The following is a 21,410-nucleotide window of genomic DNA, read 5'->3' on the forward strand; positions in this document are numbered from 1 at the left end:
AAGCATCGCGAAACCCGGACGCCAAGATCCGGCGTCGTGACCGGAACATGGTCGTTCACCGGCTCAGGAAAGCATGCGTACCTTCGGTTCGCGCGCCCATTGCCGGGTTCTGGCCAGGACGACGAAGTCGCGGGCGTTGGCCGCATCCACCACGCCGGCGTCGCGTTTCACGCCACCGGCCTTCAGCAGCAACTGTGCGCCGGCGTCGGCCGCGATGGCCTTCAGGTGCACAAAGGCGTCACTGACAAAATCCCGCGCTGCGGACTCGGTGGTGAGCTGCCTGGCGGCGGCTTCACTCAACACGATCGCCACGGCGTCGAAAAAGACCGAAGGCGTACCGGCGAGCTGGCCATCGGCAGGCATCTTCCTGCCGTCGGACAGCGTGGCGCCGCCGACTTTCGGTGCCACGATCCTGACCGCCGCGCCGGCGGCAATGACGGCCTTGCGCAAGGCCTTGACGGTGGCAGCGTCGGAGCCGTCGTGGATCAGGATGCCGACCAGCCGCCCCTTCAGGGTGTCCTTCATCTTGCCGATGGTTTGCAGCGCCATCGACAGGGGGAGGTCGACCGGCGCCACCCTGGCCGGCGGGGCGGGCGGCATCGGCGACAGCGCCAGGCCCGCGGCGACGCGGGCAGCGAGGTCTTCGTCGACGTGACGCAGGTGGCCGACCACGGCGGCCCGCACGTGCGGGGTCTCCACTCGGGACAGTTCGAACACGAAGGCACTGGCGACATGCGCCTGCTCGGGCTGGCTCTGCGAGCGATAGAAGCGCCGCGCCTGGCTGTAGTGGTCGGCAAACGACTCGGCGCGGATGCGCCCCTTGCGGCCGGGCTCGGTTGGTTCGGCCGCGTGCGGAAACCCTCGGGGTGTTTCGCGGGGGCTGCTGTCGGAGAGCGAATTGGGTTCGTAGCTCACGCGGCCGGGCGGCGACTGCATCTGCATCTGCGCATCGCGCTGCAGGTTGGCGAACGGGCACTTCGGCGCGTTGATCGGCAGCTGGTGGAAGTTGGGCGTGCCCAGCCGCGACAGTTGCGTGTCAAGGTAGGAGAACAGCCGGCCCTGCAGCAGCGGGTCATCGGAGAAATCGATGCCGGGCACCAGGTGCGATGGACAGAACGCTACCTGCTCGGTCTCGGCGAAGAAGTTGTCCGGCCAGCGATCCAGCACCATGCGGCCGATGACGGTCAGCGGCACCAGTTCTTCCGGAATCAGCTTGGTGGCATCGAGATGGTCGAACGGGAAGGTGTCGGCCTGCTCCTGGGTGAACAGCTGCACCGCCAGTTCCCACTCGGGGAAGTCGCCGCGCTGGATGGCCTCGAACAGGTCGCGCCGGTGGTAGTCCGGATCGGCGCCGGTGATCTTGACGGTTTCGTCCCACACCGTGGACTGCACGCCCAGCTTCGGCCGCCAGTGGAACTTCACGAAGCTGCTGCTGCCGTCGGCGGCCAGCAGGCGGAAGCTGTGGATCATGAAGCCCTCGATCATGCGCAACGAGCGCGGGATGCCGCGATCGGACATCAGCCACGTCACGGCGTGCAGCGTTTCGGGCGTCAGCGAGACGAAATCCCAGAAGGTGTCATGCGCGCTGGCCGCCTGCGGATAGCCGCGATCCGGCTCCATCTTCAGCGCGTGCACCAGGTCCGGAAACTTCATCGCGTCCTGGATGAAGAACGGCGCGAAATTGATCCCGACCAGATCCCAGTTGCCCTCGCTGGTGTAGATCTTCGTCGCGATGCCACGCGCGTCGCGTGGCGTGTCGATCGAGCCGGCGCCGCCGGCCACGGTGGAGAAGCGGGTAAACAGCGGCGTCTTCCTGCCCACTTCGGTGAGGATCTTCGCAGTGGTGTACCTGCCCAGCGACCGGGTCAGTTCGAAGTAGCCATGCGCCGCCGAGCCGCGCGCGTGCACGATGCGTTCGGGGATGCGCTCGTGATCGAAGTGGGTGATCTTCTCGCGCAGGATGAAGTCTTCCAGCAGGGTCGGGCCACGCGGTGAAGGGCGCAGCGAGTTCTGGTCGTCGCTGATCGGCACGCCCTGGTTGGTGCTCATGGGCGGATGCGCAGCGCCGGCAAGCTGGTGCAATTCGTCGGCGTTGCCACGCGTTTCGCTGGCGATGGTCGCAGACGCCGGGATGCGCGAGCGCGAGGCGGGTTTTGCCCTGGTGGCCATGGCGTACTCCGATGCGGGGAAGGCCCCAGCCTGTGCCGGACGCAGTGAAGTGGTGGTGAGGCAGCCGGCCTCGCTCTCGCTGCCGAAGGTTGCCGCGGCGCCGTGCGACACGCGCTCGTCGACGCCGCGCATACGCATGCAGTGGCAGCGTGTGGCGGAGATCGGAAGGTACGCATGGGCAACGACGCCAGTACGAAATACGCGGCCGCAAGTCGCGGCCATGCGCTGTGGCTGGGCGCGTACGCGATCCTCCTGCTGGTGCTGGCGGCGATCTACTACGTGCTTCGGCTCGACCTGGTGCCACTGGCGCCGCGCTATCTTCCTCCGCTGCGCCGGATCGTGGTCGGCTTGATGGCGATCGTGCTGATCCTGGCGGTGGCGCGACTGATCCGCGCCAGGGCGATCGACCGGATCGAGAATGCGGTGACCCGCTACAACCTGCAGCGGATCGCGGGACTGGTGGTGTTCGTGCTGATCGCGCTGATCGTCGTGTCGATGCTGTTCGCGAATTGGTACGCGGCGGTGGCGTCACTGGGGCTGATATCGCTGGTGCTGGGTTTTGCACTGCAGACGCCGATCACCAGCTTCATCGGCTGGATCTACATCCTGGCGCGCCGGCCGTATCGGGTGGGCGATCGCATCAGCATCGGCGAAGCCACCGGCGACGTGATCGAGGTGACCTATCTGGACACCACGCTGTGGGAGGTGGGTGGGCCGTACGTGTCCAGCAGCCACCCCAGCGGACGGCTGGTCAAGTTCCCCAATGCCAACGTGCTGACCAGCGCCGTCTACAACTTTTCGTGGGAAATGTTTCCCTACATCTGGGACGAGATATCGTTTCAGATCGCCTACGACAGCGACCTCGCCTTTGTCAGCGAGGTGATGCAGCAGGCGGCCGAAAGGGAACTGGGCGAGGCGATGATCCGGCGCGTGCGCACGTATCGCGACATCCTGGCCAGGACGCCGGTAGACGAGGTGGAGGTGAAGGAGCGGCCCACGGTGCTGTTCAGGGTCAATGCCAATACCTGGATCGACGCCCGGGTGCGCTACGTGGTCGATCCGAAACACGCCGGCAGCGTCAAGTCGCGCCTGCTGCTGGTGATGTTGCAGCAACTCAATACCCAGCCGGACCGCGTGCGCTTTCCCAGGGGCGACAACCGCTGAGCCGAGTCTTCAGTGCTCCACGAAGCGCTGCAGCCGCGACAGCGCGCCGGCCCATTCGGCGTTGATCGCATCCAGCGCCTTGCGCGCCTCGTCCAGCCGCGACGGTTCGAACGCCCACAGGCGCTCGCGACCGCGCCACAGGTCGTGGACCAGGCCGGCCTCGGCCAGCACGGTCAGGTGCCTGGTGACGGCCTGGCGGGTGATGGTGGTGCCGACGGTGAGCTGGGCGATCGACATCGCGCTGCCGGCGCACAGCGTCGCAACCAGGCGCAGCCGCGTGGCATCGCCCAGCGCGGCGAAGATCGGCGCGCTCCTGGCCAGCGCCGCGGCTCGGCGGGCGCGGTCAGTGCGCATCGACATAGCGGGCGATGTTGCTCATCTGCATGGTCCAGCCACCCTCGTTCGCGCGCAGCGCGTCGGCGCGACGTGCCGGCGGCAAGCGGTCGAAACCCGACTCGGTGAGTCGCAGCAAGGTGCCGTGCTCGACGACTTCAAGCTCGAAGGTGACCAGCGTGGTCGGCTCCTGCTCGTAGTCGGTGTCGTGGTCAACGGCGTAGGGATGCCAGCGCCAGGCGAACGCCCGCATCGGCTCGATGCGCTCGATCAGGAGCCTGAATGGCGTGCCGGCGTAGGGTTCCTGCAGCTTGGCCACCTCGGGGTCGACCTGGGTCGGCGCGATCCTGCCGGTCACCGGCTGGCCCGCCACGAACGGCCCGTCGAAGGCCATGCCGAACCAGGCGCCGAGCGCGCCCGGGTCGACCAGCGCGTGCCACACGCGTTCCAGCGGTGCGTGCAGCAGGATCTGTTGCTCGATGCGATCGGTCGATGTGTTCATGGAACTTCCTCGATGTCATGCAATCCGGATGTTGCATGATGATCCGGTGCTTTCGTACATGCAACCTGAAAGTTGCATGTTGGCTTGTCCTGGGCACTTCCGGATTGGCGCGTTATCCGCCGAGCTCGCTTGCCGCCACGGCCAGGCCGGATACCACGCCCAGCGACGGGTCGCCATGTACCAGCGGAATCTCCGGGAAGCAGGCCTGCACGCGGGTGCTGATCTGCGGCGAGCGCGAGGTGCCGCCGGTGAGGAAGACGCTGGCGGGCAGTTCGGTCAGGTCGCCACGCACGCGTTCCAGCGTGCGTTCGAGCTGGCCCAGGAAGGGTTCGATGGCTGCGTCGAAATCCTCCCTGCCGGCATCGACGGCAAGACCGGGTTCGACGAAGTCCAGCTCGACACGATGGCCGGGTGTCCTGCTCAGGACGATCTTGGTGCGTTCGGCCAGCTGGTTGAGGCGCGTGGTGGCGCCGAGCTCCTGCAGGGCGCGCAGGCGCGCGCCGTAAGGCTCGTCCACCAGGCGATAGTCCTGCCGGCGGAACTCGCGCTGCTTGGGCAGGTTGTGCACGCTGGCCGCCTCGACGAACTGGTGCTGCGGGATGCGCACGCTGTCCTTGCCCAGCAGCGGCATGAAGCTGTGCAGGCTGAGGCTCACGTCGAGGTCGGTGCCGCCCTTGGGCAGGCCCCAGCTGCGCGCGATGCGCGGCGCCGCGCCGCCGCCGAGTTCGGCATGCGCCACGTCGGTGGTGCCGCCGCCGATGTCGACGATCAGCGCGTGCTGTCGTGCGTCGAGGCTCCGGTGATAGTGCATGGCTGCCGCGGCCGGCTCTTCCAGGAAGCTCACCTCGTCGAAGCCGGCCACGCCGGCCGCTTCGCGCAGGATCTCGATCGCCTGCTGCGACCCCTGCGCACCCATCGAACTGCGGAACTCCACCGGACGCCCGATCACCGCGCCGCGCACCGGCACGCCGAACTGGCGGCTGGCGCATAGCCTGATGTGTTCGAGGATGTGCGTGGCGATGTGCACGATCACCTTGCGCACCTGCGGGTCCAGTCGATAGCCGAACATCGACTTGGGCGACTCGATCAGGTTGCCGCCGCCGCTGTCCAGGTAGCCTTCCACTGCCTCTTCGCCGAACAGCGCGTGCTGGAAGCTGGCGACCGAGGCGGTGGCCTCGCGGGTCTGCTGCTCCATCCACTGCCGACGCACCACGCGCAAGGCCTCGCGCTGCAGGTCGCCTTCGCTGCGCGTCACCGGCGTCTGTCCGCGTGCGGCGGCCGCTGATGCCATCTCGCGCTGGCGGGTGCGCGCCAGGCGCAGCTCCACTTCCAGTTGTGCCTGCAGTTCGGCGGTCAGCTGGAAGTCCGCCGGGTCGGGCACGAGCTCGGGGAAATACACCGCGGTGCGGAACTGCTCGCTGTCGCCGAAGCGCACCAGCTGCAGCTCGTCGTCGATGATGGCGCCAGCCGCCGAGTAGCTGGTGCCGAAGTCGATACCGATAAGCATGAAAGTCACGGGATGTCTGATGGCAACCGCGCAGTATGAGGCCGGGCGCTCGACAACCCAAACAGCGCACGTTGCGTGGACGGGGTCACGGCTTCCCGCCTTCCCGCTTGCCGGGCGGTGCTGCGCCTCCCCACAATGGCCGTCTCGCCACGGAGCGGTGCGGGTCACGCGATGTTGCAGCTGGTCAATCTTTTCCTGGTGATTTTCGGCGTGATCGCCGCGGGCAGTGGCCTGGTCTGGTGGCGCAGCCAGCCGACGTTGGCGCTGTTGCTGCTGGTGTTCGGCCTTGCGCTGATCGCCCTGGCGTATTTCAGTGACCGTGGACGCGAGCGGCGCGCGGAGCAGCGCAAGCGCGCCGCGATCCAGCAGCGCATCGACGAGTTCGCGCGCAGGCCGGCCGGTTCGTCGCAGACGCTGCAGGTGCATGGCGGACTTCGCTACGTCCTCGCCGGCTTGTCGCTGACCCTGCTCGGCGTGGCGGTCGTGATCATGGCGTCGGCCGACGTCAGGCACGACGTGATCCCGCTGATGCTCGGCGTGCTGCTGGTGCCCACGGGCCTGCTGTTCCTGCTGCGTGCCCTGGCGGGCGTGGGACAGCCGGCGCTGGAGCTGGACGGCGTCGGCTTTGCCACCCCGCTGACCGGGCGCATTCCCTGGCGCGAAGTGTCCGGCATCTGCCTGCGCACGGTGACGCAGCGCAATGGCAGTGAAAGCTTCTTCCTGATGTTTCGCGTGCAGCGGTTCGCGCGCGTGGCGCCGCGCATCCACTGGAGCGACCGTCTGCTCGCGGTGTTCCATCTCGGAGCCCTGGCCAGGGGCGTGGTCAACGTGAGCCTGCCGTCGAAAAAGGACCCGCCGGCGGCGGTGTACGCACTGGCCCGGCAGTTGTGGAAGCAGTCGACGGGCAACGACTACGAATGGAGCCCGTTGCAGTCGGACGCCTACAACGAGGCGATGAAGCGGGCCGGTGCCCTTGCCGCACGCCTGGACGAGCCGGGTGCGATGGAGGCCACGCTGGCCCATCCGGAGCAGATGGAACAGGCGATGGCGCAGATGAGTGCCGACATGGCCCTGATCGCCGCCGAGCACAGGCGCCAGGCGAAGAAGCAGCGCTGGATGCTGGCGCTGTTCCTGCCGCTGATCGTGTTGCTGATGGCGTGGCCGTGGATCATGCGCCTGTGGGCGCGCTAGGCCAGGCCAGCTGATTGCCGGGTCTCGCCCCGGCAATCACGGGTCCTGATGCCTACATCCCCGGCGACGGACTGACCGTCATCTGCGCGCGCGCCTCGCCTTTCGGGTGTGCCTTGGTGTGCAGGTTCACGTAGGTCAGTCCGTTGAGCAGGGCGGACTGGGTCGCGGCATCGATGGTCACGCTGTTGCTCATGCCGCTCTGGTACGGGCCGGGAATCAGCTTCATCACGCCCGCGGCCACGTCCGGACCGGCCGGACCGTGGAAATGCGCGATGGTGACCGGTCCACTCAGACCCTGATAGTCGATCGTGTACCTGAGCTGGTGGGTCACCGTGTCCAGGGTGGCACTGACGTGCCCGCTGGGCTGGTTGGTGGCACCGTTCTCGCCGGCGAAATCGCCGCTGAGCGAGACGTCCTTCGCGGCGGCGGCGGTGGAGAACGCCAGCAGTGCGGCGGCGGCCAATGGCAGGATCTTGCGCAGTGTCTGATGCATGATCGGTTCCTCCGGTAGTCGTTGGTACGGACTGTGCCCGGCAGGACCGCCGGGCGGCTTGAGGCGATGTCTTCCATGGCGGTCGAAGCGCCGCCCACTGTGGTCCGCGGCGTGTGTACGTGGCGACAACGGATGTGCGACCGGGCCGGGCCGGGTCGGTCGTGCGCAAGCCACGCTGTACAGGCGAACGAATCACGGAACCTTGCTCTGCTCCGGTCGATACTCGCGCCAGGCCTTTTGAGAGAGATGGCATGCCCGCTCCGGTTCCTGCCGAGGAAGCGCAACGACTGGCCCGCCTGCACGCACTGTCCGTGCTGGATTCCGGGACCGAACCGCTGTTCGACGCACTGACCCGCAGCGCGGCCCTGGTCACCGGGGCGCCGATGGCGTTGCTTGCCCTGGTAGACGGGGAGCGGCCGTGGTTCAAGTCCCGCGTGGGGCTTGCCGGACTGGACAAGACGCCGCGCGCCAGCGACTTCAGCGAATACGCGATGCTGGCCGAGGGGCTGATGGAAGTGGTCGATGCGCGGGCCGATCCGCGCTTTGCCGACAATCCGCTGGTCACCGGCAGCCCGCACGTGCGCTTCCTTGCCGGTGCGCCACTGCAGCTCGGCGACGGCCTGCGGGTGGGCGCGTTGTGCGTGTTCGGTCGCGAACCGCGCTCGCTCGATGAAACGCAGCGCCAGGCCTTGCTGTCACTGGCGCTGGTCGCGAGCGAGGCGCTGGAGCTGCGCATGCTGGCGCTGGAGCGCCATCCCGCCGTGACCGGGTCTGCCCCGCCGGGCAGCGACGAGGCTGCCCGGCTTGCCCAGAAACTGCGCGCCAGCGAGGCCTTCCTCGATCGCACCGGTCGTCTTGCCGGAGTGGGTGGATGGCAGGTCGATCTGGGCACCGATGAAGTGCAGTGGACCGACGAGACCTGCCGCATCCACGAAGTGCCGGCCGGCTATCGACCCACCGTGCAGGAGGCGCTGGCGTTCTACCCGCCGAAGGCGCGCGAGGTGATTTTCGCGGCGATGACCAAGGGCACCGCCGATCGCACGGGCTGGGACCTGGAACTGCCGCTGGTGACCGCGACCGGCCGCAAGATCTGGGTGCGCACGATCGGCAGCATCGTGTTTGACGACGACGGCAAGCCGGTGCGTCTGGTCGGTGCCATCCAGGACGTGAGCATTCGCCGGCGCGTGGTCACCGCGCTGGAAGCCAGTGATCGCCGTTTCCGCAAACTGTTCGAGTACAGCCTGGGGTTGATCTGCACGCATGACTACGAAGGCGTGCTGTTGTCGGTGAATCCCGCTGCCGCGCGTTCGCTGGGCTACTCGATCGGCGAACTGCTGGGTCGCCCGTTGACCGACTTCATGCGGCCGGAGCGCCATGCGGCATTCCGTGCCTACCTGCTGCGCCTGTTCCGCAACGATCGCGACGAAGGCGTGTTGGAACTGGTGGCGAAGGACGGCACGCTGCGCATCTGGCAGTACCAGAACATGCTGGACGATGAGGACGAGGATCCCTACGTGCTGGGCCACGCCCAGGACATCACCGAACAGTATCAACAGGCGTTGAACCTGCACGAGATGTCGGTGCGCGACCCGCTGACCGGCTGCTACAACCGGCGCTTCCTCGACGATGTCGGCAGACGAAGCGCGCAGGGCCGCTGGGGTTGCGTCGTCATCGATCTGGATCACTTCAAGCAGGTCAACGACACCTACGGCCATCAGCGCGGCGACGAGGTGCTGGTGGCGATGGCGCATTTCCTGTCACGCCACGTCCGGCCCGGCGATGCCGTGATCAGGCTGGGCGGCGACGAGTTCATGGTGCTGCTGGGCGATGCCGCCGATGGTGCGGTCGAAGGCGTGGTGTCGCGCATCGAGCACGATCGCGCCGACGCGCCGATCGCGTTCACCCTGGGCTGGTCCACCTTCGGCCACGAGGTCACGCTGGATCAGGGCATGGCCGAGGCCGACCACCAGCTGTACCGCAAGCGCGAGGCGCGGGGGAAGGCGGGGCGGAACTAGCCGGAGTGCACCTGATCGGTCTTCGGCAGCGCATCCGCCCCGCAACGCGAACTAGCCCGCCGTGGCGTCGTAGAACTGACGGGCGCGTTCACGCTCGGCGGCGGTGGGCGTGTACTCGGTCCACGGATCGGTGGCGTTCATCTTGTAGCGGATGACGCCCTTGTCGATATCGATGTCGTAGAACGGGAAAGCACCGCGCAGGTTGAACATCGTCGCCGGGGCGAAGAACAGGATGTCCATGGCCAGGCGGCCACCATGGAAGCGCAGCGGCAGGATGCCGTAGAACGGATCGCTGCCCGGCGCGACGGCCTTGAATTCATAGTTGCCGAAACTGGTGTCCTTGAGCTTCAGCGTCGAGGGCACCTCCGGCACGGTGTGCTTCAGCGAAAGTCGCGTCTGCTCGTGGTTCGAGCTGATGGTGGTCATGGTGGTGCAGGCAGCCAGCGCCGCCGTCAGGCACAGTGTGCCCGCAGTCCTTGCTATCGCGTTCATGGATTCCCCTGTGGATGCGTTCCGTTGAGTCGGCACGCCCGTGCAGTCTAGCCGCCCGGATCGGGGGAACTCCATGCCGAAGGAACAGCGCCGGCGGCGGTCTACCTGCCCGATGACCCGGATCTATACTGCAAGGCGACTGCCGGCCGCGCTGGCGGCCGATTCCGGAGAATCGCCATGGCTTCCTTCCCGTTGTCGCGCCTGTCGTGCCTTGTCCTGCTTGCCCTGTCCGCGATGGCCGCGCAGGCGGCGCAGCCACCGGACAACGTCAGCGTGCATTACCGCAACCCCGCGCACTTCACCGAGGCGAAGCGCAGCTTCGGGGTGAATGCGAACGATGCCGATGCGTACCTGAAGCCGCTCAAGGCTTACATCGCGCAGCGTGCGGCCCGCATCCTGGCGTCCGGCCAGCGGCTGGACGTCGAGGTGACCGACGTCGATCTGGCGGGAGAGTACGAGCCCTGGCGGGGGCCGGACTTCAACAACGTGCGCATCGTCAAGGACATCTACCCGCCGCGCATCGATCTGGACTTCACCCTGTACGGCGCCGACGGCAAGGTGCTGCGCAGCGGCAGTCGCAGCCTGCGTGACCTGGCCTTCATGGCCCGCGCGAGCGCCGTCGACCAGGACAGCTTGCGCTACGAGAAGGCGCTGATCGACCGCTGGCTGCGCAAGGGTGCGGCGGGGCTCTGATTTGCTGTTGCGGGCACCTGTTTCGTTCGATCGCCCGGCGTCATTTCGCAATAACTTTCGCTCTGTGGGGGATCGCCATCGTGCGTTTGGCATGCGAATATTTTTGCGTCGTCGGATCACGTGGCGACACGAGCTGTCCGGGCCGGATCCACGTTGTGACGTCGATGGCAAGCAATTGCATCGGATGACAACCTGTGATGGCCTGAGGGCGGAGTTCATCAAAACAGGGGAAAAATCATGTTCAAGAAGCTGTTGTCGGCATTCGTGCTGACGGGCGTGTTGGTCGTGTCCGGTTGCGCAAGCGTACCCATGGCCGGTCAGGGGGCGGATACACAGGCGAAACTATTTGCGCCATCCACCGACAAGGCGACGGTCTACGTTTACCGCAACGAGAATTTCGGCGCAGCGGTCAAAATGCCGGTGCTCATTGACAACGTGTCGGTCGGCGATACTGCCGCCAAGACTTACATCGAGAAGCAATTGCCGCCGGGTACGCACACCATCACTTCGAAGACCGAGAAGGACTCGTCGGTCAGCATCGACATGCTGGCCGGTCAGATCTATTACGTCTGGCAGGAAGTGAAGATGGGCATGTGGGCAGCCGGCTCGGCACTGCACGTCGTCGACGCGGCCAAGGGACAGGCTGGCGTACGCGAATCCAAGCTTATCCAGTGAGTATCCGCATCACTACGTGACGGTTTCCGCGACGCGGAAACATCGTGCGAAGCGGTCCAGGCTCGCTTTCCATCGAGGTGGAAGGCGAGCCTGCTTCGCTCACCCGATCCGTTGCGTGCTCCATGGCTATCGTTGAGGATGAGTGTCGTGACGAGACCGTTTTTGATCTGGGTGACCATCGTGGTTTCGGCACTGTTTGCCCTGGTCGCCGCGTTTGGCTTTCTGAGAATCATCGTGCAGGTTCCGCTGTGGTTGGGAACGGACAGCGGCGTGAGTGGCGTGCGTGTGTTGGCCGTCGTCGTCATTCAGGTGGCCAGGATCCTGTTCCTGCTCGCCGTCACCTACGCGGCATTTGCGCGCCCGCGGTGGGGGCGTCTGGTCTGCTCCGTATTTGCCGTACTGATCGCGCTGGCCGTGTTCTACGCCGGCATCCATCCCGACCCGCATCCCCTGTTCGCCATCAGGCCCGGTGCGGAAGCAGCAGGTGCGGCCATCGGTCGTCTGGCGATGTGCGTGTTGTTCGGCATATACGCCTTCAAGATGCTCCTCGGAGCCCGGGTGCGCACCTATTTCAAAACAGGCGAGAGCGCGAGATTGCCACGCGCGTGATCGAATTCGTTGCCTCGGGATCTGCTGGCCGCGAGAACCACCTGGTTCTTGCTGGCGAGTCGACGATCCCGGTGGCGCGGCGATCGCCGTGTTTGCCTGGGTCACTGGAACGGTGTCGGGAACGCCTCGCTTTCTGCGGGAGTCCACCAGGGTGATTCCGGGCTGGTGATAAAGTGCCGGGGATCTCGACAGCCAGCGGAGCAAGCAGCGCGATGAACCATCCGACCTCCCATCCGATCGGCACCCCCGGCGTGCGCTGGGGCGCTGCCGAGGTCGCGCAGTGGCGCGAGAGCCAGGCGGTGAAGCGCGGCTATCAGGCCGAAGTCGTCAGCGTCATCGACAGGCTGCGCCTGCGTTTCGACGTGGCGGAGTACGGCCGGCTGGAGTATCCGCCGGCCAGCTATCCGCTGTTCGTCGTGCGCAGTCGCGACTGGAACGATGCGCTGCCCACCATGCTGGTGACCGGCGGCGTGCACGGTTACGAAACCAGCGGCGTGCATGGCGCGCTGCTTTTCCTCGACCGCCACGCGGCGGATTACGCCGGGCGGGCCAACCTGGTGGTGGCGCCTTGCGTGAGCCCGTGGGCGTACGAGCGCATCCACCGCTGGAATCCCGATGCGCTGGACCCGAACCGTTCGTTCCGCGAGGACAGCCCGGCGCCCGAATCGGCGGCGCTGATGCGCATGGTGGCGCCGCTGCGCGATCGCGTGCTGATGCATATCGACCTGCACGAAACCACCGACAGCGACGAGTCCGAATTCCGCCCCGCGCTGGCCGCGCGCGACGGCTTGCCGCACGAGCCGGGCGAAATCCCCGACGGGTTCTACCTGGTCGACGATACGGCGCATCCGCAGCCCGCCTTCCAGCGCTCGATCATCGAGGCGGTGGCGAAGGTCACGCATATCGCGCCGGCCGACGAACACGGCGAGATCATCGGTTCACCGGTGGTCGCCGAAGGCGTCATCCAGTACGCGCTGCGCGAGCTGGGGCTGTGCGCAGGCATCACCGAGGCGACCTACAAGACCACCACCGAGGTCTATCCGGACAGCCCGCGGGCAACGCCTGAACAATGCAACGCCGCCCAGGCGGCGGCGGTTTGCGCCGCGATCGATTTCGCCCTGGCGCACCCGCGCTGAAAGCGTTGCGCCGATCGATGATTGGCGCCTGCTCGCGCCTCAGTTTTCGTCATCCAGCTCGTGCACGGGTTCGTGCAGGTGGCGGTCGCTCCGGCAGACGGCCAGTGGCCTGGCCGTGGCCTTGCTGATCGACGACACGGTGTGCGCCTGGGCATCGTCGATCACGGTCATGCACGCGCAGCCGTAGCCATGGTGACCGTTGGTCTCGACCCATTGCGCATCACTGAACCGGGGCCAGTCGCCGTCGGCCTGGTGGCCGCCCTGGCTGGCGATTTCCCATTCGCCATCGCGATCGGTCAGCGTGGCATTGCCCGGAGTGGGATTCTCGAACCAGCCGCAGCGCCGCACGCCCGCCTGGTCCGTGGCCAGCGCCGGCGTCAGCATCCATCCGCACAGCGCAATGGCCAGCATCACGCGGAGCAGTCCTGTCGATGACACGCGCATGCCGACTCCCGGTGCCAGATTGGCGGCAGGATAGCGTGGCGCCTGCGGGCGATCTGCGATGGGCCAGTCATTTCGCGAGGCGTGGCTGTCCGGAATCGGGGTGGACGATGTCCGCGGACAACCCCGCTGATCGGCGACCGATCCTCAAGTGCCATTTAAAACAATGGCTTGTGCGAAATTTTCGGGTTGGCACGGCGATTGCTCTGGATACATCACAAGGCACTCTCGCCTGATGATCGGAGCCGTCCCATGAAATTCGAATCGATGATCCTCGCCAGCCTGTTCGTCGCCTGCTTCGCCCTGTGCACCCTGGTGATGGGCGCGATGCTGACCGCCTCGCCCCGCACGGTGACACTGGCCGGCGCGCAGCATTCCGCGATCCAGTCGGCCACGACGCCGAGCTGCGCCAAGGCGACGAGTGCGACAACTTGTCCCGATGCCTGAGGCGAATGGTGTGGTGGCTGCTTCCATCAGGATCCACGCCGCTGCCGGCACGCGGCTTGCCCCGTGTCCATAACTTTAGTCATGGGTGATGGCAGCGGCCTTCGATTAGGATCGGGTGTCCACCATCAACGGGACACCATCCATGAAGCATCCCATCGCGCTGGCCCTGGCCATTGCCCTGTCAGGCTCCATGGCCGGCTGCAGCGACGCCGGCAGCGGCAAGGGCGAAACCGCCAGCACTCAGGCGCACACCGACACGGTGGCGACTGACGCCGGCAACCCGTTCTTCAGCGAAAGCCCGCTGCCGCTGCACTATCCGCAGTTCGACAAGATCAGGGATGCCGACTTCGGCCCGGCGTTCGACCGCGGCATGGCCGAGCACCTCAAGGAGATCGACGCGATCGCCGGCAACGCCGCGGCGCCCTCGTTCGACAACACCATCGTCGCGCTGGAAAAGTCCGGACAGATCCTGGACCGCACCTCGACCGTGTTCTTCAGCCTGGTCGGCGCCGATACCAATGACGCGCGCAAGGCGATCCAGGCCGACTACGCGCCGAAGCTGGCGGCGCATCGCGATGCGGTCTCGCTGAACCCGGCGTTGTTCGCGCGCATCCAGAAGCTGTACGACACGCGCGACCAGCTGGGCCTGGACGCCGAGGGCGCGCGCCTGGTCGAGCGTTACCACACCGACTTCGTGCGCGCGGGCGCCAAGCTGTCCGATGCCGACAAGGCGCACCTGAAGCAGATCAATGGCGAGCTGGCCAAGCTGGGCACCAAGTTCAGCCAGAACGTGCTGGCCGAGGTGAACGATTCGGTGGTGACGGTCGATACGAAGGAGGAACTGGCCGGCCTCACCGACGAGCAGATCGGCGCCGCCGCGGCCGCCGCCAAGGCGAAGGGGTTGGACGGCAAGTACGTGATCGCCCTGCTCAACACCACCGGCCAGCCGCCGCTGGCGCAGCTGCAGAACCGCGCGTTGCGGCAGCGCATCTTCGAGGCGTCGGTGGCCCGTGGCAGCCGCGGCAATGCGTATGACAACACCGCGATCGTGTCGCAGGTGCTGAAGCTGCGGGCGGAAAAGGCGCAGATGCTGGGCTATCCCACCTACGCCGCCTACGTGCTGGCCGACGAGACGGCGCAGACGCCCGAAGCGGTCAATGCGATGCTGACCAAGCTGGCGCCGCCGGCGGTGGCCAATGCGAAGCGCGAGGGCGCGGCGCTGCAGGCGATGATCGACAAGGAGCAGAAGGCCAGGGGCGAGCCGAGCTTCCAGCTGGCGGCCTGGGACTGGGCGTACTACACCGAGAAGGTACGCGCCGAAAAATACGACTTCGACGAGAGCCAGCTGAAGCCGTACCTGGAGATGAAGAACGTGCTGGAGAACGGCGTGTTCTACGCCGCCGGCCAGCTCTACGGACTCAGCTTCAAGCAGCGCACCGACCTGCCGGTGTACCAGCCAGACGTGCTGGTCTACGACGTGTTCGACGCCGACGGCAAGCAGCTGGCGATCTTCCTGGCCGACATGTACGCGCGTCCGTCCAAGCGCGGTGGCGCTTGGATGAACTCCTACGTGCAGCAGTCCGGTCTCACCGGCAACCTGCCGGTGGTGGCCAACCACCTCAACATCACCAAGCCGGCCAGCGGCCCGACCCTGCTGACCTGGGACGAGGTGACCACGATGTTCCACGAGTTCGGCCATGCGCTGCACGGCATGTTCTCGAACGTGCAGTACCCGTACTTCAGCGGCACCAGCGTGCCGCGCGACTTCGTCGAATTCCCCTCGCAGGTGAACGAGATGTGGTCCGACTGGCCCGGTGTGCTGGCCAATTACGCCAGGCATTACCAGACCGGTGCGCCGATGCCCAAGGAACTGCTGGACAAGGTGCTGGCCACCTCGAAGTTCAACCAGGGCTTCGCCACCACCGAGTACCTGGGTTCGGCCATGCTCGACCAGAGCTGGCACCAGGTCGGCGCGGACAAGATCCCCGAGGCGAACGGCGTGATGGCGTTCGAAGCCGCTGCGCTGAAGGCCAACGGCACCGATTACGCGGCGGTGCCGCCGCGCTACCGCACGCCGTACTTCAGCCACATCATGGGCGGCTACGCGGCGGGTTACTACGCCTACATCTGGTCCGAGGTGCTGGACGCGAACACGGTGGAGTGGATCAAGGCCAACGGCGGCCTGACCCGCGCCAACGGCGACCGTTTCCGCTCGACCCTGTTGTCGCGCGGCGGCAGCAAGGACGCGCTGCAGCTGTTCCGTGATTTCGCCGGCCACGAACCGCAGATCGAGCCGCTGCTGAAGCGTCGCGGTCTGGATGCGTCGGTCGACTGATCTGCACCTGTCGACTGCAGCGGCCGCCCGGGTCACGCCGGGCGGCCGTTTCCTTCCGGCTCCGCCGCATCCTTCACCTCGATGATCGAATCCCCCACGCCGTCGCCCAGTCGCCATCGCCTCATGCGCGGGTTGCTGTTCGGCGTGGGCGCGCTGTCGCTGCTGCTGGGCGTGATCGGCATCTTCCTGCCGCTGTTGCCGACCGTGCCGTTCCTGCTGCTGACCGCCGCGTGCTGGGCTCGCGCCTCGCCACGCTGGCATCGCTGGCTGCTGTCGCAGCCGCGGCTGGGACCGGCGATCGAACGCTGGGAACGCGAACGCAGCGTGTCGCGCCGCACCAAGGTGACGGCGCTGATGGTGGTCACGCTGTCGATGCTCGCCTCAATCGGGTGGCTGCGCGCACATGCCTGGCTGCCGTGGATGCTGGCCAGCCTGATGGTCGTGTTGCTGCTGGTCATCGCCCGGCTGCCCGAGTCGCGGGGCGGACCACGCTGAGCGGCTGCGTTGTCCCGGACACGCACGACGGCTGCGCCGCGAACCCGGCTCCGGGCATACTGCGGTCCAACAATCAGGGGAACCGAATGACCACGCAGAATCCGTATCAGGCGCCGCAGGCCGATGTTGCCGACACCTTTGTCCCGGACAGCGGCATCGAACAGGTGGCCAGCGCGCAAAAGCTGATCATCTACGCGATCCTCGGCTACTTCGCCGCCGTCGCCTTGCAGGGAGTGCTTGGCCTGTTCGCCGCGTTGCTGCTGGTGCTGGTGGTCTGCGCCGCGCTGGTGGGCACGTTCAAGCTGTGCACCGGCATGGGTTTCTCGATGGCCAGCCGGGTGATCCTGCTGATGCTGATGTTCGTGCCGCTGGTGAGCCTGATCGTGCTGCTGGTGCTGAACGCGAAGGCCACCGCCAGGCTGCGTGCGGCCGGCTACCACGTCGGGCTGCTTGGCGCCCGGCGGTGAAGCGAAGGCGGGCGTGACGGCGGCTATTTCGCGTCAGGGGTCGCCGTTCCGCTTTCCACCACCATGTCCAGCACATAGGCGCTCGACGCTGCGCCGGCCGGCGGGTTTGGCCATGCGTAGCGCTTGACCCGCAGCACGTTGCGCACCCCGGGCTGGTGTTCGTAGCCTTCGATCGGCTGCGCCAGCGGTTGCCATGGGCCGGCATCGCCCACCCGCAAACCCTGGTCGTCGTAATGCAGCTGGCGAACCTGGAGGCAGTTGTTCGCCGGCGGCAGCGGATGCTGGCAGCTGACCGGTTCGGCCGCGACCTCCAGGAACTCGATCGTGCCGGGACCCCCGTAGCGCTGTTCGGCGGTGGGCTGGCCGGCGAAGGTCAGCGTGGTCCCGTCGGCGGCGGCCAGGCTGAGCAGGGACTGGCCGTCGGCGCTGGATGTGATCAGCGCGGGCTTCGCCCCCAGCACGTGCTTGATGGTCTTCTCGCGCTGCATGAGGACGGGATCGGCGCAGGCCATCATGGTCTGCATCAGCGGCCCGGTGAGCAGGTGGCCATCGACGATCTTGTAGCTGCCGCCGATGCCATTGCAGGCATGGCTGACGCTGATGTGATCGTCGGTGAAGTCCAGTTGCAGGGGTTTGCCGGAACCGTCGAACAGCCCGTCCAGGCGCTGGTTGTTGCCATCGACGGCATCGTGCAACTGCCAGTGATGGCCGCCCAGGGCCGGTGCCGTCGTGGCCACGGGCGCCGCTGCCGCCGGGTCCGGTGCATGGGACGGACTGCAGGCGGCGAGCATCAGGGGCAACAGCGATGACCAGAGCAGGATTTTCATGGGATGCCTCCACGATTGGGCTGGCGTATGCCTCACCGGCATCATGCTGCAGCTCGTGTGAACCCCGAATCAGTGCGCGCAGCACGGTGACGGGGGAGCCGGCGCATCGCAGCGGGCTGGCGTGGACCCGATTCGCCGGGACCCGCGATCAAAAAAGAGCCGCGCCAGACGGGGGGGCGGGGCGCGGCAAAAGTTTGAACCGACCACTGCCAAGTGCATCGGGCGCCGGCGACGAAGGACTCGCGACAGCCCGTGCAAGCTAGCCGGGGGTTGTCTCACGGTTTCGGATCGCCCTGACCGAGATCAGGGCGGCTGACCGGAAGGGTCGGCATCATGGTTCATGGTGGATCTCCCGCCCTTGTCCTGGAGGCTGTACCGATGCTGTTCGAAGTGAAGAATCTCGTTGACGACGCCGGCGCCATCGCCGCCATCCTGCGGACCCATGACGCCAACGCGAAAGTCACCGGGGATGTCGCCACGGGACAGATCGACGTGTCGGCGCAACTGACGTCCGGCCAGGTCATCACCGCATTGCAGGAGGCGGGTTTTGCCGCCAGCCGCGTGTCCGAACCGCAACAGATTCACGTCAGCGGCGGTAGCACCTGCTGTGGCAGTTGCTCCTGAGGCGGACGCATCCGTCGATCGCCTAGCTGCGCGGCGGCGGGAACGACGGCGGGGCGTCGGCCGCTGCGCCGCCCCAGGACCGATCGGGCTCCGACTGCAGCGTGAATTGCAGGTGGCCGCCATGTTCGACCAACGAGGTCGGCAGCCAGGGCTTCGTGTGCGGTTTGCCGTCTACGCTTAGCGCGTGCACGTAAAGACGTTCGGGGTCGGCGCCAGGCGCGTCGATCACTACATCACCGCCGGAACCATGCACCACCGCATGCGGAAATAGCGGGCTGCCCAGCAACAGTTCGGCGCGTCCGGGGATTTCCGGATACAGGCCGAGTGCCGCCCATACATACCACGACGACATCTGGCCGAGATCGTCGTTGCCGGGTATGCCGTCCGGTGCGTTTTTCCAGATCGTGTCGAGCACGATGCGCACGGCTTTCTGGGTTTTCCAGGGCTGGCCGGCGTAGTCGTAAAGCCATGGCGTGCCCACCGACGGTTCGTTGTCCAGTTCAGCATGCAGCGGGCCCGCGCCGGTCAGCGCCCAGTGGCCGTCCGTGTCGTGGAAGAAGGCATTCAGCCGCGCGGTGGCTTTTTCGCGGCCGCCCAGCGCGTCGAACAGGCCATGGACGTCGAACGGCACCATCCACAGATAGACCGCAGCGCTGCCTTCGACGAAGCCCTCGTCGGTATCCGGTTTGAAGGCGGGCCAGCTGCCGTCGTTGTTGCGGTTCTGGATATATCCGCCCTGCGGCGTGGCGGCGGGATTGAACAGATTGCGCCAGTAGCCAGCGCGGGTCAGGAATTGCTGCTGGCCCGCGTGGTCGCCGACGCGGCGAGCCAGCTCGGACAAGGCAAAGTCGGCGGTGGCCGATTCCAGCGTTTCACCGGCACCGCCCCAGGCATGCGACTGGCTGGCGATGTAATGCAACTTCAGCCATTGGTCGAGCGACGGCCGCTGGCCCACGCACTCGACGTTGCAACCCGCATCGCTGAGGTCATTGGCGGTAACGATGGTCGCTGCGGTGCGCAGCGAATGGTAGGCGCCGCGCAGGTCGAAATGCTGGCCGCCGAACGCCGCGATGTCGGCCAGTGCCGGCACGGAAGGATCGCCGCTCATGACGTGGGTGCCGCCGGAGTTGTGGGTCCAGCGATCCCATTCGCCATGGTTCTGTCCGGCCTGGTTGTACAACGACTGCGCAATGTCGCTGCCGACGCGCGGTTGCAGCCAGGTCACCAGCTGTAGGTGCGAGCGGTAAATGTCCCAGCCGGAGAAGTTGGCGTATTGCGCCTGCTGGCCACTGCTGACGCGATGCGTGCGCTGATCGAAGCCGCGATACTCGCCGTTGACGTCGCTGTAAGCGTTTGGATGCATCATCACGTGGTAAAGCGCGGTGTAGAACGTGGTGCGCTGATCGCTGCTGCCACCGCCGAGGGTGATTCCGCCAAGTGCCTTGTCCCAGCTGGCGGTCGCACGCTGTCGCACTTGCGCCAGCGTGGTGCCCGGGTGGATCTCGGCATCGAGGTTGGCTTTGGCGTTTTCCAGGCTGACGTAGGAGATGCCCACCCGTGCCTGCACCTTGCTGCCCGGCTTGAAACCGACCCATGCGCCGGAGCCTTTGCCCAACGGGGGGAAACCCTTGGCGGCGTAACTGGTGCCGCCACTGGCTTCGGTGCTTCCCGGTTGCAACTGGTCGTCGTGCCAGCTGCCTGTTTGCGTGAACGGCTGGTCGAACTCGGCGACGAAGTAGAGCGTGTAGTAGCTGCGTTGATTGGCTTCGGAAAGGTAGCCGCAGAAATTGCCGCTGGTGACCGAGCCGCTGACCGTGCGCCGCATGCGATCCACCTGCACCGTGGCCGCGCTGCTGCCGACTTCGGAGTCGGAAGTCCGGATCAGCAGGTTCGCCTTCTTTCCGGCAGGAAAGCCGAACCGTGCGACGCCGCTGCGCATTGCTGCGGCAAGTTCGACGTCCGTGCCGTTGGCCAGCTTTACCTGGTAGTAGCCGGCTTTGGCCTGCTCGTCGGCGTGACGGAAGTCGCTCGCATAGCGGCTGTCATCGTCATCGGAGGAAGGTGAACTGGTGATCGGCGTGGTGACGGGCATGAACGGCACGTCGCCGCTGGCACCGGCACAGCCGGTACCGGAAAGATGGGTCAGGCTGAAACCGCGGATACGTGCCGCCTCATAAAGATAGCCGCCCGGCGCCGCGGTGCGATTGTGCTTGCCCCGCGTGTTCTCCGGGCTCCATTGCAACATGCCAAACGGCAGCACGGCACCGGGAAAGGTGTTGCCGCCATGACTGCTGCCGATCAGCGGATTGACGGCTGCAGCCGGTGACAGGATTTGCTGTCGTGGGTCGGCGGCGGTGCTGACCAGCGGAACGGCAAGCAGCGCACAGAGTGCGATGACGCGGATCGAAGTTGCCATGTCTTGCTCCCATGTCGGCGCACCTGCGGAAGAAGATGCCCGGGTGTGATCCATCGGATGTGATCCATCAAGCGGTGATCACTGACGCTGCTCAGGCCTCAAGCAAAACCCGTCGCCGCATGTCGGTGAAGATGAGGGCTCGGCGTTTGTGCCGTTCCTTCAGAAATTCCGGATGCCGGCGTCGTCCGTGCGCACAAGGGGTCAGGAACGCTATCTTGGAGGTGAAGTTCGTGGATTTGGAACGATCCAAATGTAACTTATCGGCGCCGTTCCTCACGTCGCGGTGCAGCATGCGTCCTGATGGGGAAGGTGCTAGCGTGGCCGCTTGGATCGATCTAAATAAAAGGCTGGCGATGACCACCGACTCCCCTCCAGGTTC

General features: G+C 66.3%; 21 protein-coding genes. 12 read left to right on the plus strand and 9 right to left on the minus strand.

Going from position 1 to position 21,410, the window contains the following annotated elements; all coding sequences use genetic code 11:
- Nucleotides 1-63: 63 nt before the first annotated feature.
- Nucleotides 64-2,169, minus strand: coding sequence for a catalase (locus tag ASD55_RS12430; protein WP_056766974.1), 2,106 nt, complete (start codon nt 2,167-2,169; stop codon nt 64-66).
- 174 nt (nt 2,170-2,343) lie between these two features.
- Here ASD55_RS12430 and ASD55_RS12435 point away from each other — a divergent pair, with 174 nt between their 5' ends.
- The gene (locus ASD55_RS12435) at nt 2,344-3,333 is read left to right on the plus strand and encodes a mechanosensitive ion channel family protein (protein WP_056766553.1); all 990 of its coding nucleotides are present in this window, start codon (nt 2,344-2,346) and stop codon (nt 3,331-3,333) included.
- A gap of 9 nt (nt 3,334-3,342) precedes the next feature.
- Here the strand turns inward: ASD55_RS12435 and ASD55_RS12440 are convergent, their stop codons facing one another.
- The 3 genes from ASD55_RS12440 to ASD55_RS12450 form a co-directional block, all read right to left on the minus strand.
- Nucleotides 3,343-3,687: a helix-turn-helix domain-containing protein gene (locus ASD55_RS12440; RefSeq protein WP_235577802.1), complete on the minus strand. Its 345-nt coding sequence runs from the start codon at nt 3,685-3,687 to the stop codon at nt 3,343-3,345.
- On the minus strand, nt 3,677-4,168 hold the full coding sequence (locus ASD55_RS12445) for an SRPBCC family protein (RefSeq protein ID WP_056766558.1): 492 nt from the start codon (nt 4,166-4,168) through the stop codon (nt 3,677-3,679). The genes ASD55_RS12440 and ASD55_RS12445 overlap by 11 nt, the downstream gene beginning before the upstream one ends.
- A 112-nt stretch (nt 4,169-4,280) precedes the next feature.
- The gene (locus tag ASD55_RS12450; protein WP_056766560.1) at nt 4,281-5,675 is read right to left on the minus strand and encodes an Hsp70 family protein; all 1,395 of its coding nucleotides are present in this window, start codon (nt 5,673-5,675) and stop codon (nt 4,281-4,283) included.
- A gap of 171 nt (nt 5,676-5,846) precedes the next feature.
- On the opposite strand from ASD55_RS12450, the gene ASD55_RS12455 reads away from it, so the two are divergent.
- The gene (locus ASD55_RS12455; RefSeq protein WP_056766562.1) at nt 5,847-6,866 is read left to right on the plus strand and encodes a hypothetical protein; all 1,020 of its coding nucleotides are present in this window, start codon (nt 5,847-5,849) and stop codon (nt 6,864-6,866) included.
- 52 nt (nt 6,867-6,918) lie between these two features.
- Here the strand turns inward: ASD55_RS12455 and ASD55_RS12460 are convergent, their stop codons facing one another.
- Nucleotides 6,919-7,359, minus strand: coding sequence for a CHRD domain-containing protein (locus ASD55_RS12460; RefSeq protein WP_056718146.1), 441 nt, complete (start codon nt 7,357-7,359; stop codon nt 6,919-6,921).
- A gap of 251 nt (nt 7,360-7,610) precedes the next feature.
- Here ASD55_RS12460 and ASD55_RS12465 point away from each other — a divergent pair, with 251 nt between their 5' ends.
- Nucleotides 7,611-9,374, plus strand: a complete 1,764-nt coding sequence (locus tag ASD55_RS12465; RefSeq protein ID WP_056718145.1) for a diguanylate cyclase — start codon at nt 7,611-7,613, stop codon at nt 9,372-9,374.
- Between the two features lie 51 nt (nt 9,375-9,425).
- On the opposite strand, the gene ASD55_RS12470 is transcribed toward ASD55_RS12465, so the two are convergent.
- Nucleotides 9,426-9,866 carry a hypothetical protein gene (locus ASD55_RS12470; RefSeq protein WP_056766564.1) on the minus strand — a complete coding sequence of 147 codons (441 nt, stop codon included), beginning with the start codon at nt 9,864-9,866 and terminating at the stop codon, nt 9,426-9,428.
- A gap of 177 nt (nt 9,867-10,043) precedes the next feature.
- Between ASD55_RS12470 and ASD55_RS12475 the strand changes: the two genes are divergently transcribed.
- The 4 genes from ASD55_RS12475 to ASD55_RS12490 all read left to right on the plus strand — a co-directional run bounded on the left by ASD55_RS12475 (nt 10,044) and on the right by ASD55_RS12490 (nt 12,979).
- Entirely contained in the window at nt 10,044-10,559 is a 516-nt protein-coding gene (locus ASD55_RS12475; RefSeq protein WP_056766566.1) for a DUF3016 domain-containing protein, read from the plus strand.
- Nucleotides 10,560-10,796: 237 nt separating this feature from the next.
- Nucleotides 10,797-11,234: a DUF2846 domain-containing protein gene (locus ASD55_RS12480; RefSeq protein WP_056766568.1), complete on the plus strand. Its 438-nt coding sequence runs from the start codon at nt 10,797-10,799 to the stop codon at nt 11,232-11,234.
- 147 nt (nt 11,235-11,381) lie between these two features.
- A complete protein-coding gene (locus ASD55_RS12485; protein ID WP_157598990.1) occupies nt 11,382-11,843 on the plus strand; it encodes a hypothetical protein in 462 nt (153 codons plus the stop codon).
- Nucleotides 11,844-12,055: 212 nt separating this feature from the next.
- Complete coding sequence (locus tag ASD55_RS12490) at nt 12,056-12,979, plus strand: M14 family metallocarboxypeptidase (protein ID WP_056766572.1); 924 nt, start codon at nt 12,056-12,058, stop codon at nt 12,977-12,979.
- A gap of 39 nt (nt 12,980-13,018) precedes the next feature.
- Here the strand turns inward: ASD55_RS12490 and ASD55_RS12495 are convergent, their stop codons facing one another.
- Nucleotides 13,019-13,423, minus strand: coding sequence for a DUF4087 domain-containing protein (locus ASD55_RS12495; RefSeq protein WP_056766573.1), 405 nt, complete (start codon nt 13,421-13,423; stop codon nt 13,019-13,021).
- 249 nt (nt 13,424-13,672) lie between these two features.
- On the opposite strand from ASD55_RS12495, the gene ASD55_RS12500 reads away from it, so the two are divergent.
- The 4 genes from ASD55_RS12500 (at nt 13,673) to ASD55_RS12515 (ending at nt 17,164) form a co-directional block, all read left to right on the plus strand.
- On the plus strand, nt 13,673-13,867 hold the full coding sequence (locus ASD55_RS12500) for a hypothetical protein (RefSeq protein ID WP_056718141.1): 195 nt from the start codon (nt 13,673-13,675) through the stop codon (nt 13,865-13,867).
- 142 nt (nt 13,868-14,009) lie between these two features.
- Nucleotides 14,010-16,202, plus strand: a complete 2,193-nt coding sequence (locus ASD55_RS12505; protein WP_157598992.1) for a M3 family metallopeptidase — start codon at nt 14,010-14,012, stop codon at nt 16,200-16,202.
- An 81-nt stretch (nt 16,203-16,283) separates the two neighbouring features.
- Nucleotides 16,284-16,697 carry a YbaN family protein gene (locus ASD55_RS12510; RefSeq protein ID WP_235577803.1) on the plus strand — a complete coding sequence of 138 codons (414 nt, stop codon included), beginning with the start codon at nt 16,284-16,286 and terminating at the stop codon, nt 16,695-16,697.
- 86 nt (nt 16,698-16,783) lie between these two features.
- Nucleotides 16,784-17,164 carry a hypothetical protein gene (locus tag ASD55_RS12515; RefSeq protein WP_056766577.1) on the plus strand — a complete coding sequence of 127 codons (381 nt, stop codon included), beginning with the start codon at nt 16,784-16,786 and terminating at the stop codon, nt 17,162-17,164.
- Between the two features lie 23 nt (nt 17,165-17,187).
- Here the strand turns inward: ASD55_RS12515 and ASD55_RS12520 are convergent, their stop codons facing one another.
- Entirely contained in the window at nt 17,188-17,991 is an 804-nt protein-coding gene (locus ASD55_RS12520; RefSeq protein WP_056766579.1) for an META and DUF4377 domain-containing protein, read from the minus strand.
- A 378-nt stretch (nt 17,992-18,369) separates the two neighbouring features.
- On the opposite strand from ASD55_RS12520, the gene ASD55_RS12525 reads away from it, so the two are divergent.
- Nucleotides 18,370-18,615 carry a hypothetical protein gene (locus tag ASD55_RS12525; RefSeq protein WP_056718137.1) on the plus strand — a complete coding sequence of 82 codons (246 nt, stop codon included), beginning with the start codon at nt 18,370-18,372 and terminating at the stop codon, nt 18,613-18,615.
- 22 nt (nt 18,616-18,637) lie between these two features.
- Here ASD55_RS12525 and ASD55_RS12530 read toward each other — a convergent pair whose 3' ends face one another.
- Nucleotides 18,638-21,031, minus strand: a complete 2,394-nt coding sequence (locus ASD55_RS12530; protein WP_056766581.1) for a GH92 family glycosyl hydrolase — start codon at nt 21,029-21,031, stop codon at nt 18,638-18,640.
- Between the last annotated feature and the right edge of the window lie 379 nt (nt 21,032-21,410).

The sequence above is a fragment of the Rhodanobacter sp. Root561 genome (assembly GCF_001427365.1).
In the GTDB taxonomy this organism is placed as follows: Bacteria; Pseudomonadota; Gammaproteobacteria; order Xanthomonadales; family Rhodanobacteraceae; genus Rhodanobacter.

Coding starts and splice junctions, on each gene's coding strand:
- ASD55_RS12510 (WP_235577803.1), top strand. CDS start 16,284: ATGATCGAATCCCCCACGCCGTCGCCCAGTCGCCATCGCCTCATGCGC.
- ASD55_RS12450 (WP_056766560.1), bottom strand. CDS start 5,675: ATGCTTATCGGTATCGACTTCGGCACCAGCTACTCGGCGGCTGGCGCC.
- ASD55_RS12430 (WP_056766974.1), bottom strand. CDS start 2,169: ATGGCCACCAGGGCAAAACCCGCCTCGCGCTCGCGCATCCCGGCGTCT.
- ASD55_RS12520 (WP_056766579.1), bottom strand. CDS start 17,991: ATGAAAATCCTGCTCTGGTCATCGCTGTTGCCCCTGATGCTCGCCGCC.
- ASD55_RS12495 (WP_056766573.1), bottom strand. CDS start 13,423: ATGCGCGTGTCATCGACAGGACTGCTCCGCGTGATGCTGGCCATTGCG.
- ASD55_RS12505 (WP_157598992.1), top strand. CDS start 14,010: ATGAAGCATCCCATCGCGCTGGCCCTGGCCATTGCCCTGTCAGGCTCC.
- ASD55_RS12475 (WP_056766566.1), top strand. CDS start 10,044: ATGGCTTCCTTCCCGTTGTCGCGCCTGTCGTGCCTTGTCCTGCTTGCC.
- ASD55_RS12435 (WP_056766553.1), top strand. CDS start 2,344: ATGGGCAACGACGCCAGTACGAAATACGCGGCCGCAAGTCGCGGCCAT.
- ASD55_RS12480 (WP_056766568.1), top strand. CDS start 10,797: ATGTTCAAGAAGCTGTTGTCGGCATTCGTGCTGACGGGCGTGTTGGTC.
- ASD55_RS12470 (WP_056766564.1), bottom strand. CDS start 9,866: ATGAACGCGATAGCAAGGACTGCGGGCACACTGTGCCTGACGGCGGCG.
- ASD55_RS12500 (WP_056718141.1), top strand. CDS start 13,673: ATGAAATTCGAATCGATGATCCTCGCCAGCCTGTTCGTCGCCTGCTTC.
- ASD55_RS12530 (WP_056766581.1), bottom strand. CDS start 21,031: ATGGCAACTTCGATCCGCGTCATCGCACTCTGTGCGCTGCTTGCCGTT.
- ASD55_RS12465 (WP_056718145.1), top strand. CDS start 7,611: ATGCCCGCTCCGGTTCCTGCCGAGGAAGCGCAACGACTGGCCCGCCTG.
- ASD55_RS12445 (WP_056766558.1), bottom strand. CDS start 4,168: ATGAACACATCGACCGATCGCATCGAGCAACAGATCCTGCTGCACGCA.
- ASD55_RS12440 (WP_235577802.1), bottom strand. CDS start 3,687: ATGCGCACTGACCGCGCCCGCCGAGCCGCGGCGCTGGCCAGGAGCGCG.
- ASD55_RS12525 (WP_056718137.1), top strand. CDS start 18,370: ATGCTGTTCGAAGTGAAGAATCTCGTTGACGACGCCGGCGCCATCGCC.
- ASD55_RS12490 (WP_056766572.1), top strand. CDS start 12,056: ATGAACCATCCGACCTCCCATCCGATCGGCACCCCCGGCGTGCGCTGG.
- ASD55_RS12460 (WP_056718146.1), bottom strand. CDS start 7,359: ATGCATCAGACACTGCGCAAGATCCTGCCATTGGCCGCCGCCGCACTG.
- ASD55_RS12515 (WP_056766577.1), top strand. CDS start 16,784: ATGACCACGCAGAATCCGTATCAGGCGCCGCAGGCCGATGTTGCCGAC.
- ASD55_RS12455 (WP_056766562.1), top strand. CDS start 5,847: ATGTTGCAGCTGGTCAATCTTTTCCTGGTGATTTTCGGCGTGATCGCC.